Below are 12,585 nucleotides of genomic sequence, written 5' to 3' on the forward strand. Positions count from 1 at the left end.
AGAATTTTCAGCCTGTTTTAGTCTGCCGAAATGGAATCAAATCCATAACTTCTGGTTATATAACGAGGAAATTCCATTCTTACTGTCTTCATAGGGTTCACAGTCTGGCAGATCACCAGGTCTCCTGCCAGAGTCAGAAGCATTCCGGCGTCGTTATCATCAAGGCCGATCTTTTCTTTCAGGAAGTCATACATCTGTCTGACCGCTTTTTTCCATGCGGCCTCCACATCTTCTGCCGAAGCAATGGTAATCAGCTTTTCACTGGTCTCAATCATAGGATATGGTACACAATTTCTGTTTTTCACAACATCAACCCGCAGAACCGCCTTTCCTTCTATCTCCAGACCGCAGTCTTCCACCTCACCGTCACCCATCATGGCATGAAAATCGCCCAGGGACAAAAGAGCTCCCTCTGCAAAAACCGGAAGGTAAAGCGTAACTCCCTTTCTGATCTGTGTACAGTCCATATTTCCGCCATGATCCATGGGAGTGATGGTGGAGACACCGTCTCCTGCCGGAGCCACACCAATCACTCCGATCATTGGTGTTATGGGCAGTTTCAGCTGCTCACTGTAATGGGCAAATCCGTCAATAACAGGAATGCGCTTTAATGTTTTCTGTGAAAAAAATTCCTTTTCACTGCCGCTTCCCGGTCCCAGCATGACAACTCCCACAGGTCCCGGTACCAGATCCAGAATATCAATCTTTAACATGTCTCCAGGCATGGCACCTTCAATAAAAAGTGGCCCTGTTGCCGGATTCCCGGGCTTACGGACAACATTTTCAAAGGTTGCTTCTTCTGGAAGGAACTGATTGGTAAAGCAGTCATATGTCTCAAATGCAACCGTCTCTCCTGCCCTGATTCGCTGGCAGGGAGGATTGTCTTTAGACAGCATATGGGTAATATAATTTCTGGTTATAGTTTTCATCTTACCGTTCCTTTCCGGAGATTGTCTTTTGGCTGAGTTCCGGCCATACCGTAACCAGCATGGTGATAAAACAGGCGCCTCCCCCGATTAAATTGGAAACAGGCTCTGCCATAAGAACTCCACTTGCTCCATTTCCCATAATTACAGGAAGAATAAGAATGAGAGGAATTACAATTACAACTTTTCTGAAAATGGAAAAAAACACGGCTCGTCTGGCCTTTCCAAGTGCCACAAAAACAGACTGCCCGGCAAACTGCAGTGACATGAGGAAGAAACCAAAATAATAGATCCGCATAGATGGAATTCCTGCTTTCAAAAGTTCCCCATCCTGATTGAAAATCCGGATAAAAAATTCCGGGAAGATATGGACAAGCCCCCACATCACAGTTGTATATATGATAGCTACAGCCGATGTGAATTTAATAGCCTGTTTCACCCGTTTGTATTCACCGGCGCCGTAATTAAAACCTATTACCGGCTGACAGCCATTGGTTACCCCATTGACCGGCATGGATATTACTTCCCTGACAGAATTAATGACTGTCATAATTCCTACATACAAATCCCCTCCATAACGTTGAAGAGAAGAATTGTACATGATCTGAACCAGGCTGTTGGTTATGGACATGGTAAAACCGGACATACCAAGAGCCGTAATCGCCTGAACCCGGTGCTTTTTTAAGCGGAAAGCGGAAAACTTCAGCCGCAGTATGGTCTTTTTCCCTCTTAAGAAGAGCACGATCCAGAGTGCTGAGAGAAACTGGGATATAATTGTCGCAAGGGCAGCTCCCCTAACCCCCATATCCAGCGCAAAAATAAAGATGGGATCCAGCACAATATTAGCTGCTGCCCCAACCAGAACTGTTATCATCCCTATGGTTCCAAACCCCTGGGAATTGATAAAGCTGTTCATCCCAAGTCCGATCATAACAAAAATATTGCCGAGAAGGTATATACTGATGTACTGATCGGCAAAAGGATATGTTTGATCACTGGCACCAAACAGATACAGCATGGGCTTTTTAAAAATCAGTCCCAAAGCAGTTAGTATAATACCGGAAATCACAAGTAAAAGAAAGGAATTTCCCATGATTTTTTCCGCTTCTTCGTTATTACCCCTGCCTCTTTCAATGGAGCACAAAGGTGCCCCTCCCATACCAAATAAATTGGCAAAGGCGATCACCATGGAAATTATGGGAAGACAGAGCCCAAGTCCCGTCAATGCCAGTGTTGCATCTTCTGCAATTCTTCCTATGTAAATTCTGTCTACAATATTATAAAGAACATTAATGAGCTGGGCAAATGTCATGGGTACTGCCAGTTTCATTATGTTTTCTACAATACTGCCTTTTGAAAAGTCATTTTTCGTATCTGCCATCTGCTCACCCCCTTTGTGATAGATTATGCTTTTTTATAGCACTTTTTTAATCATAGCATGATTACTCTGATTTTGCATCCTGTTTTTATATCTCCTGGAAGGTTCTCCCATTCCTGCCCTTAGCTCGCAAACAAAAGCCGGTCCCATTATCAGGAACCGGCACTATAGATTTTAATAATTTTACATAAGGGATTGGTATAACCGGATAATATCTTCCAGACTGGCTTCTTTTGGATTACCGGGAGCACAGGCATCTGCTGCTGCAGATTCAGCCAGGAACTGAATATCTTCTTTTTTTGCAATGCTGGTCAGATCTGCAGGGATTCCTACATCCTCAGAAAGCTTTTTAACAGCTGCAACAGCTGCTTTTCTGTATTCTTCCTGACTCATGGATTCCGTTTCTTCCACTCCCATGGCTTTTGCTATATCACGATACTTCTCTCCCGTCGCTTCTGCATTAAACTCCATAATTGCAGGAAGGAGAATTGCATTGGCCACTCCATGAGGAGTATCATAAACAGCACCCAGTGCATGAGCCATAGAATGTACGATACCAAGGCCGCAGTTTGAAAATCCCATACCTGTAATATATTGTCCCAGAGCCATACCTTCTCTGCCTTCCGGAGTATTATCAACAGCGGCTCTTAAGCTTTTTCCAATCAGTTCCACCGCTTTCAGATTAAACATGTCCGTTATTGGATTGGCTCCTTTTGTGATATAACCTTCTATTGCATGGGTGAGTGCATCCATACCGGTAGCTGCAGTCAGGCCTTTTGGCATGCTGGCCATCATGTCCGGATCTACAATTGCAACAACAGGAATGTCATGGGGATCCACACATACAAATTTACGTTTCTTCTCCACATCAGTAATTACATAGTTAATGGTTACTTCTGCTGCCGTACCAGCTGTGGTGGGCACTGCAATAATCGGTACAGAAGGATTCTTTGTGGGTGCAACACCTTCTAAACTTCTTACATCTTCATATTCCGGATTAGCAATGATAATACCGATTGCCTTGGAGGTATCCATGGAGGAGCCGCCGCCAATTGCAATGATATAATCAGCGCCGGATTTTTTGTATGCTTCTACTCCGGTCTGAACATTCTCAATTGTGGGATTTGGCTTGATATCAGAATAAATTTCATACTCCAGACCGTTTTCTTCCAGTATTTTTGTCACCTTTGATGTTACCTGGAATTTAATTAAATCAGGATCTGATGCGACAAATGCTTTTTTAAACCCTCTTTTTGCCACTTCACCAGGGATCTCGTGAATCGCACCTGCGCCGTGATAAGATGTTTCATTTAAAATAATTCTGTTTGCCATGGTAATCTCTCCTTTTCTTTTCTCCCATAGAAGGAAGCCGTTTCATGCTGTTATAATTTTAACAACCAGACCTGAAAAAATAAAGTTACAGTTTGATGCTTTTGTAACAAATGTTACATCAGCTTCAAACTGTAACTTCAATTATGTGCATAAGTACCATATTTTAAACCAGTCTGGCTTCTTCAAAAACTGCAAACAGTTTGGGAGGCATGGCCTCTACAAGACTTTTGGCCATCTCCGCCGGTTCCTGAGGCATTCCGGAAAGAACCCACTTAACAGTCATATACACAGATCCGCGGCAATACATCTCCAATAGAAATAAAATCTCATCCGATAAAGGCTCCTGCCTTCTATGAATCAGTAAATCGGTATAAAAACCCATGATCAGTTCAAAATCATGTTCCTTTAATGAATTATAATCATCGGAACGGAATGCACCGGTAAAGAACACCGATTCCTTCTGAATAAACTGGAACTTTTCATTCAGGCTCTGGCAGACAGTCTTGTCCACGCCGATCTGGGCAAAGGATTCCAGCACCAGTTTGTCAAAATACCAGTTAATCAAATCATACTTATCTTTAAAATTCCGATAAAATGTCTGCCTCGTCATCTGACAGCCGTCTACAATATTCTGAACCGTGATTTTATCCACCGGTCTGGTTTTCATGCAGTCTTTGATGGAATCAGCAAGCCGGTATTTTGTCTTCTCGCTCTTGTTGGGATAATCAGCCATGTTCCGCTCCTGTCATGTATATTTGATTTCTATTTTATCACAGCAGGAGCTTTTTGTGAATATTGCTGATGAAAATCTTATCAGGTAATCGGAGCCGGATTAAAAATACACAAATCATTGTGGAGACGATATTTTTCAGCCCAGGTCTGCTTACGGCCGCTGGCCACATCAATAATCTCATGAAACAGCTGGGTTCCAATTTCTTCAATGGTGGAATCTCCAGATGCAATGGTTCCTGCATTGATATCAATTAAATCCTGCCACTGTGCCTTCATATCGTTTCTGGAGCAGACCTTGATAACAGGAGCAACCGCCAGGCCGTAAGGAGTCCCTCTCCCCGTCATGAATACCTGGAGCCCGATTCCGCTTGCCAGCTGACAGGGACCGCAGACAATATCACTTGCCGGCGTTGCGGCATAGATTAAACCCTTTTTGCTGGGCTTCTCAGCAGGCGACAGCACTTCCACAATGGGAGAAGTTCCTGATTTCGCAATCGATCCCATGGCTTTTTCCACGATATTGGCAAGTCCTCCCTTTTTATTTCCTGGAGTCGGATTTGCACTGCGGTCTACCTCACCCTCCTGGAGATAATGATCATACCATTTCATCTCACTGGCAAGCTTCTTTCCAACCGCTTCATTGATGCACCGCTCCGCTAACAGATAGACTCCGTCTCTTACCTCAGTCACCTCGGAAAACAAAACAGTTGCTCCGCCTTTCACCAGCATGTCAGAGGCATAGCCTGCTGCCGGATTGGCGGTAACACCGGAGAATGCATCGCTACCGCCACACTGCATTCCTATGAGCAGGTCAGAAAGAGGAAGTGTCACCCGTTTTCTTTCATTTAATATCTGAAGCTTTTTTTCTGCCATTTCCATCAGGGATGTAATCATATCTTCAAAGCCCTCTTTTTCCTGAAGAATGATCACATTGTCCTTGTTAATATCAGCAGAATCGCAAAGCATCTCTACTGTAAACTTTTCACAGCCTAATGCCACTACCATCAGCTGTCCCCCAAAATTCGGATGTTTGGATAAATTCCGAAGGGCGCGGATCGGAACCTTTGCCTCCGGTGCATTGATGGCAACTCCGCAGCCATAGGCATGATTGATGGGTACAATGTCATCTACATTGGGATATTTGTGAAGGAGTTCCCGTTTCATGCGCTCCACTGCAACGTTTAAAACACCGGTCACACACTGCACCGTTGTACTGATTCCCAGAATGTTACGGGTTCCTCCCGGTCCTCCCCATGGGTTTTCATACCCTTCCCATGTGGTAACTGGCGGCTGGGGCAGATCTGTTACCACATTAGTGGAAAATACCATATGATCCACATCAGGCGGTTCAGGAAGTTCCAGCATATATTCATTAATCCAGTCTCCCTTTTTAATCGCCTCTGATGCATAGCCTAGCACAACGCCATAACGGATGACAGGTCCGCCCTTTTCAATGTCCAAAAGCGCAATCTTATGGGCCTGTGGAATCTCATGTCTGGCAACCACACCAGGCATAATCTCCTGGCCTGTTTTAATATCATCAACTGCAATCGCCACATTATCTTCTTCTTTCATTTTAACAAATAGCGGTTTACTCATTCCTTACTGATCCTTTCCATTGTAATGTTACACAAAAAACAGGTTATTTCTGTCTTTTTTTATTTTAATTACACAGGAAGCTTTTGTAAAATTAATAGTTTTAAGAATTCTCTAAATTTTTCTTTGAGTAATCATTGTGCTTTTTGGGGAAATAGTCTATACTGACAATACAACATTGATATAGGGGGTATATGCTTGGATACCAAACAGATTGAATATATATTAAAGATTGCAGAAGAAAACAACATTACAAAAGCGGCAGAAAAGCTTTTTCTTACCCAACCGGCATTAAACCAGCAGCTTCTTCGCCTGGAAAAAGAGCTGGGCACTCAGCTTTTTCACCGCTCACGGACCAATTGGCGGCCGACTCAGGCTGGAGAAATCTATCTTGAAAATGCCAGGAAAATGCTTCTGATTAAACAGGAGACCTACCGCATCATCGGCGATATGGTGTCAGATAAAGAGGGCACTCTCTCAGTAGGGCTTACACCAGGGAGAGGAATCGCCATGTTTTCCGCAGTGTATCCCAAATTTCACCAACAGTTCCCCGGCATCCATATCATTCCTGTGGAACGCAGTGTGAAAGACCAGCAGGAGATGATTGTAAAAGGAGAACTGGATATTGGATTTCAGACATTATGTCCCAGCCAGCGAACCGGCGATGAATATATAGAATTGGGAAAAGAAGAAATTCTTCTTGCTCTTCCCAAAAAACACCCCTTAAGCAGCCTGGAAGAAAACAGCCAGGAGATTTACCCGGAACTGGATATCAGACTTCTGTCAGAAGACCCTTTCGTTCTCATGTACCAGGAATCCACCATCCGTTATCTCATAGACCGGATCTTTCAGGAAGCAGGTTTTATCCCCAACGTATTGTTTGAGACTTCCAGCACCAGTGCAATTATCACCATGATTCAGGCCGGCCTATGCTGCGGGCTGATCCCCATGTCCTATTTCCGGACGAAACCGGAAGGAATTGCATGCTTTTCACTCCCCTCCCACCCCGTATGGGATGTAGTGGCTGTTTACCGGAAAAACAGCTACTTGACCAGGGCTGCCAAGTATTTCATCCGATTGGCAGGAGAATATTGGGGTTATTAATTATTAATCCTCATTCATAAATTCAAATAAATTTAGTCCCACTGTCTCATCCGCTCTTCTGCCAACACTGCCAGGAATTTCCGTAACGATGATCTCTCCAGTAGCGCTGATGACTGCACGTCCCAGATGACCGCTGTGGCATTCCCCATTGTGTGGATTTCCAATGACCATATGAAGATGAAGATAAGGCTCTCCGTCTTTTTCAGTAATGCTGCCCATAAGAGATGCAATCTCATAAAGCCCCTTGTACTCATGGCTGTAATACTGTTTGTTTTCCGTGTCATAAACTCCAAGCTGAATGGTGCCGGCTGCGCCCAGACCGGTAACCGATGCCAGCCTGATCCCTTCTTTCTTGCAAAGCTGGGTCAGACTGGTCAAAATCTCTTCTCCCGGATCCAGCCGAATGACAAATGTATGTTCAAATTTTCTGTATTCCATATCTATTTACCTCCTGTCTGCTTCAACTGTTTCATGATTCTCTTTTACAAACATAATACCAAATGCAAAAACTAAAAGGATGCAGGAAAACCAAATGGTTTTTTCTGCAAATAAAGGTACCAGAAAACTACCTGCCCCGGCTCCCACTGCAAAAAACAGAATCACACCATAATAACGGAGACATTTTTCAAGATTCTCTCTGTCTCTGGTCTGGCGATACCGGTAGAGCATCTCAGTTGCGCTTCTTAAATTACCGATACACATGGTACTGGCAAAGGCACTGCCCTTCATCTTTCGAAACGCCTCTACCTGCATGGCACAAACAAAGGAAACCATGGCATTGGCTGCCAGATCCATGGTATTTGGCAAAAATCCCACCAGAAGTAAAAGCAATATCTCCGCAACCACTACAATCTGCCGCCAGTGTATCCTCTTACTGTCTCTGTATTTTCCTCTGATCACCTCAGAAACATAGATTCCTGCAACAAACGCCAGTATTGGCATCAGATAGCGAAACGCTGTCTGCCAGCTTCCATTCATGATATTGTGGGCAAAAATAATAATATTGCCTGTCTGGGCATTGGCAAATACCTTTCCCCTGTAAAAGTAGGTATATGCATCCTGCAAGCCACCGGACAACGTAAGTATGATTCCCGTTGACACAGCTTCTGACATCTGTCCTTCCATTTTATTCAGGAACATGTTCCATCACCTGCCTTTCCAAAGCTTACTATATCACATCTTTTTCTGCTTGAAAACAAAGAGCACCCGAAAGTGAGCAAAAAATCAGTAGTATTGGCTAAATATATCATAAAATTAGTAGATTTTATTTTTTCTTTGCCTTATGCTAATAGAGCGCGAAAAATGATTGAACTTAAAGAGGAGATATACCATGTCAGAGAAAGCAACATTGTCTGCAAAAGATGAAAAATTTCGTAATTTTGCACTTCATGCCAACATGTGGAAGGTGGTTCTCTATGTGGGAACACCGCTGGCTCTTTATCAAAGCTTAAATCAGCTTTTTAAAATATTTGATTCCATGATGGCTGCCCATATCGGCGCATCCTCCGTTTCCGCAGTCGCCTATCTTTCCCAAATCGGCTTAACACTGTCTGCACTGGGCGGGGGTCTTGCAATCGGATCCAGTATAAAAATCAGTGAGGCTTACGGTGCAGGGGATTTTAACCTGGTAAAAAAACGAGTCAGCAGCCTGTTTGCCATGTGCGGCTTATTAGGAGGAGTCATTCTTCTTGTTTTAATGCCTGCTGCTCCCCAGTTTCTTAAACTTGCCAAAACACCTGAGAGCTTTATTACAGAAGGCATCCAGTACTTCCGCCTGGAGCTGGTGGGTATGGTCATCAGCTTTTTTAATAACGTCTATATTGCCATCGAAAGAGCCAGAGGAAATTCCCGCAGAATCTTAAACTTAAATATGGGAGTCATCGTTATTAAACTTACTTTAACTGCTTTTTTCGTTTATGTGCTGGGATCAGGAATTAATATGATTTCCGTTGCAACCATAATTTCCCAGATTTTTATCCTGGCAGCTGCCATAAAAAATTTGAACCAGAAAGACAATGCATTTGGCCTTTCCCTTCACAGCATCAGTTTAAAATCTGCAGTGATTGTACCCATGCTCACACTGTCCATACCGGTTATTATAGAAAAAATCGCCTTCTCTCTTGGAAAAGTTGTTATTAATTCCATGAGCACGATTTACAGTGCACTGACTGTGGGAGCTCTTGGAATCTCCAATAACATCGGTGGAATAACAACCATGCCCCAAAACGGGTTTCAGGAGGGCGGTTCCGCTATTATCAGTCAGAACAGAGGGGCTGGAAAGCCAGAACGTGCACTAAAGGCATTTGGCTGTATTCTTGTAATTAATGTGATTCTGGGAGCAGTCCTAATGTCATTATCCCTGATTTTTTTAGGGCAGATCAGCCGGCTTTTTGCAGGTGAAAACAGCGAATTTGCAGATATGATCGCATCGATTTACCGGTTTGAAGCCTATGGAGCAATCCCTCTGGGCATTAATGCATCCGTTCTTGCACTGCTGTACGGATTCGGACGGACAAAAATTACACTGACCATTAATTTCTGCCGGGTATTTGTATTCCGCATTCCGGTTCTGTGGTATCTGCAGAACTTTACAAAAATGGGAAGTTCCAGCGTTGGTGTGGTTATGGCCGTCAGCAATATCTGCACCGGATTATTTGCTCTTATCATCGGCATCATCGAAATCCGAAGAGTCTGCCTGGAGTATCATCTTACTGGCAGTGTCCTTCAGCCAGAAGCGGACTGATAACTACCAAAACAGGATGTCATCCACTGTCATTGCGACATTGGATGGCATCCTGTTTTTTACTCCCACAATATGACTTTCTGATGAGCAAGCGAATCCGGAACCTTTATAATCCTCTGGTTGGAGGATCCTTTAAAACGAAGTTTCAAGTCTTTTTTTTCTTCCTCAAACTTACCATCTACCAATACATCCAGGCAATCTAATATTCTTCGGGTCTGGGGAATGCTTTTAACCATATCTCCTAAAATATCCGTCTCGAAATCATATCCTGTATAGCACCAGATGGTTTTATCAGGGAACCGTCGGCGCACTTCTTCAACCAGATTAAGGACTTCTGTCTGGTTTTCCGGATGCATGGGCTCCCCTCCCAAAAGGGTGAGCCCTGCTATATAGCTGTGATCTAAATTACGGATGATCTGTTCTCTGGTTTCTTTTGTATACTCGTTTCCATAGTGGAAATCCCATGCTTCTGCATTAAAGCAGCCCTTACAGTAATGAGTACACCCACTGACAAACAAGGACACTCTCACGCCAGGTCCATTGGCAACATCGGTGGGTTTTATCGTCGCATAGTACATGGCGGCCTCCTACAGATGCAGTACTCGGGATTTAATTTCTTTCGTCTTTCCTGTATTCCAGAAATTTTCTCCTAAATAACCGCAGGTTCTTCTTGTTACGTTCATGCGGTTTTTATCTTTATTATGGCACTGCGGGCATTCCCATTCCATGTCATCATTAATAATAATCTCTCCGTCATAACCGCATGCCTGGCAATAGTCTGACTTGGTATTGAATTCAGCATACTGAATGTTATCGTAGATAAACTTAACCACATCTTCCATGGCTTCTAAATTATGCCGCATGTTGGGAACTTCCACATAGGAAATAGCGCCTCCGGAAGAAATCTTCTGGAACTGACTTTCGAAATTAAATTTTGTAAAGGCATCAATATGCTCTCTTACGTCTACGTGATAAGAGTTAGTATAATAACCTTTATCCGTTACATCAGGAATACTGCCAAAACGTTCTCTGTCAATCTTGGCAAAACGGTAGCAAAGAGATTCTGCCGGAGTTCCGTAAAGACCGAAACCAAGACCGGTATCCTCTTTCCATCTGTCAACCGTCTCACGCATGTGATTCATAATGCGAAGGGCAAACTCCTCACCCTCAGGTGTGGTGTGGCTGACCCCTTTCATAAGCCTTGTGGTCTCATACAAACCAATATATCCAAGAGAAATCGTGGAATACCCGCCATGAAGCAGAGCATCGATGGTCTCTCCTTTTTTCAGCCTTGCAATGGCTCCATACTGCCAGTGAATCGGACTTACATCAGATACGGTTCCTTCCAGTGATTTGTGCCTGCACATCAGCGCTTCATAACAAAGACTTAACCGCTCCTCTAAGAGGTTCCAGAAGGTCTCCTCATCACCCTTTGCTATAATTCCAATCTGGGGAAGGTTTAAGCTTACCACACCCTGATTAAATCTGCCTTCAAACTTATAGTTTCCGTTCTCATCCTTCCAGGGAGAAAGGAAGCTGCGGCAGCCCATACAGCTGAATACATTGCCTTCATAGTATTCCCGCATCTTCTTTGCGGAAATATAGTCCGGATACATGCGCTTGGAGGAGCACTGAACTGCAAGCTTTGTGATATAATCGTATCTTCCACCCTTTAAGCAGTTGTTCTCATCAAGAACGTAGATCAGCTTTGGAAATGCCGGCGTTACATAGACACCGGATTCATTCTTGATGCCTTCCAGTCTCTGGCGGAGAACTTCTTCCACGATCATGGCATTTTCATTAATATATTCATCCTGATCATCCAGGCATAAAAACAGTGTTACGAAAGGTGCCTGTCCATTGGTAGTCATCAGAGTATTAATCTGATACTGAATGGTCTGAACACCAGACTTTAGTTCATCCCTTAAACGAATGGAAGCCATCTTCTCTATCATCTCTTCCGATACGGAATCACCAAATTCTTCTTTGATCTGCTTGTGGAATTTATTGCTGCTTTTCCGCAGATATTTTCCCAGGTGACGGATATCCACAGACTGGCCTCCGTACTGATTGCTGGCAACAGCCGCAATAATCTGGGTCATGACGGTACAGGCCACCTGAAAGCTCTTGGGGCTTTCAATCATCTTTTCATTCATCACAGTGCCATGATCTAGCATATCACCAATATTGATCAGACAGCAGTTAAAAATCGGCTGAACAAAATAATCGGCATCGTGAAAATGAATGGAGCCCTGTTCATGGGCAAGTGAAATCCGTTCCGGCAGAAGCATTCTCTTTGTTAAATCTCTGGATACTTCTCCTGCAATGTAATCTCTCTGAGTCGACGCAAGAATGGTATTCTTGTTGGAGTTTTCCTCAGCCAGTTCTTTATTCTCATTCTTAATCAGTTTTAAAATTGATTCATCCGTTGTATTGGCTTTCCGTAACAATGCTCTTTGGTAACGGTAAATGATATACTTTTTAGATAATGTATACTTATTGTTGTTTACAAGACCGCTTTCGATCATGTCCTGAATGGTTTCCACATTCATCACATCATCTGAACGGCTTTCCACATCATCTAAAATGGCATCTATCATGTCTTCGCCAGCCTGCTCAGTAAGCTCCACCTCAGCATTTGCTTTGAGTATTGCCTTGACGATCTTATCTCTGTCATACTCCACAATTCTGCCGTCGCGCTTTTGTACTTTTATCATTCCTGTCACCCTAACCTATTCAATATTTTGTGTATTTTTATCTCTTCACACTACATA

Annotated in this window: 11 protein-coding genes; 2 read left to right on the top strand and 9 right to left on the bottom strand. The window is 43.5% G+C overall.

The annotated features are described in order from the left end of the window. Positions 1-17: 17 nt before the first annotated feature. The 5 genes from BXY41_RS23685 to garD all read right to left on the bottom strand — a co-directional run bounded on the left by BXY41_RS23685 (position 18) and on the right by garD (position 5,967). Positions 18-929 (bottom strand): acetamidase/formamidase family protein, encoded by a 912-nt coding sequence (locus BXY41_RS23685; protein WP_104439353.1) that lies wholly within the window; start codon positions 927-929, stop codon positions 18-20. A 1-nt stretch (position 930) separates the two neighbouring features. Beyond that, complete coding sequence (locus BXY41_RS23690; protein WP_104439354.1) at positions 931-2,307, bottom strand: MATE family efflux transporter; 1,377 nt, start codon at positions 2,305-2,307, stop codon at positions 931-933. A gap of 180 nt (positions 2,308-2,487) precedes the next feature. Then, positions 2,488-3,636 (bottom strand): lactaldehyde reductase, encoded by a 1,149-nt coding sequence (gene fucO, locus BXY41_RS23695; protein ID WP_104439355.1) that lies wholly within the window; start codon positions 3,634-3,636, stop codon positions 2,488-2,490. A gap of 163 nt (positions 3,637-3,799) precedes the next feature. Continuing rightward, complete coding sequence (locus BXY41_RS23700; RefSeq protein ID WP_104439356.1) at positions 3,800-4,369, bottom strand: TetR/AcrR family transcriptional regulator C-terminal domain-containing protein; 570 nt, start codon at positions 4,367-4,369, stop codon at positions 3,800-3,802. Between the two features lie 80 nt (positions 4,370-4,449). Further along, positions 4,450-5,967: a galactarate dehydratase gene (gene garD, locus BXY41_RS23705; protein WP_104439357.1), complete on the bottom strand. Its 1,518-nt coding sequence runs from the start codon at positions 5,965-5,967 to the stop codon at positions 4,450-4,452. 195 nt (positions 5,968-6,162) lie between these two features. Here garD and BXY41_RS23710 point away from each other — a divergent pair, with 195 nt between their 5' ends. Then, positions 6,163-7,068 carry a LysR family transcriptional regulator gene (locus BXY41_RS23710; protein ID WP_104439358.1) on the top strand — a complete coding sequence of 302 codons (906 nt, stop codon included), beginning with the start codon at positions 6,163-6,165 and terminating at the stop codon, positions 7,066-7,068. Between the two features lie 3 nt (positions 7,069-7,071). Here the strand turns inward: BXY41_RS23710 and BXY41_RS23715 are convergent, their stop codons facing one another. Together BXY41_RS23715 and BXY41_RS23720 are read right to left on the bottom strand one after the other, a co-directional pair. Further along, positions 7,072-7,506: a PPC domain-containing DNA-binding protein gene (locus BXY41_RS23715; protein WP_104439359.1), complete on the bottom strand. Its 435-nt coding sequence runs from the start codon at positions 7,504-7,506 to the stop codon at positions 7,072-7,074. A 6-nt stretch (positions 7,507-7,512) separates the two neighbouring features. After that, a complete protein-coding gene (locus BXY41_RS23720) occupies positions 7,513-8,208 on the bottom strand; it encodes a YoaK family protein (RefSeq protein WP_242980348.1) in 696 nt (231 codons plus the stop codon). Positions 8,209-8,398: 190 nt separating this feature from the next. On the opposite strand from BXY41_RS23720, the gene BXY41_RS23725 reads away from it, so the two are divergent. Continuing rightward, a complete protein-coding gene (locus tag BXY41_RS23725) occupies positions 8,399-9,811 on the top strand; it encodes an MATE family efflux transporter (protein WP_104439360.1) in 1,413 nt (470 codons plus the stop codon). Between the two features lie 59 nt (positions 9,812-9,870). On the opposite strand, the gene nrdG is transcribed toward BXY41_RS23725, so the two are convergent. Next, positions 9,871-10,389, bottom strand: coding sequence for an anaerobic ribonucleoside-triphosphate reductase activating protein (gene nrdG / locus BXY41_RS23730; RefSeq protein ID WP_104439361.1), 519 nt, complete (start codon positions 10,387-10,389; stop codon positions 9,871-9,873). A gap of 9 nt (positions 10,390-10,398) precedes the next feature. Next, complete coding sequence (nrdD, locus tag BXY41_RS23735; protein WP_104439362.1) at positions 10,399-12,528, bottom strand: anaerobic ribonucleoside-triphosphate reductase; 2,130 nt, start codon at positions 12,526-12,528, stop codon at positions 10,399-10,401. Between the last annotated feature and the right edge of the window lie 57 nt (positions 12,529-12,585).

It is taken from the genome of Lacrimispora xylanisolvens (genome assembly GCF_002934545.1).
Classification (GTDB): domain Bacteria; phylum Bacillota; class Clostridia; order Lachnospirales; family Lachnospiraceae; genus Lacrimispora; species Lacrimispora xylanisolvens.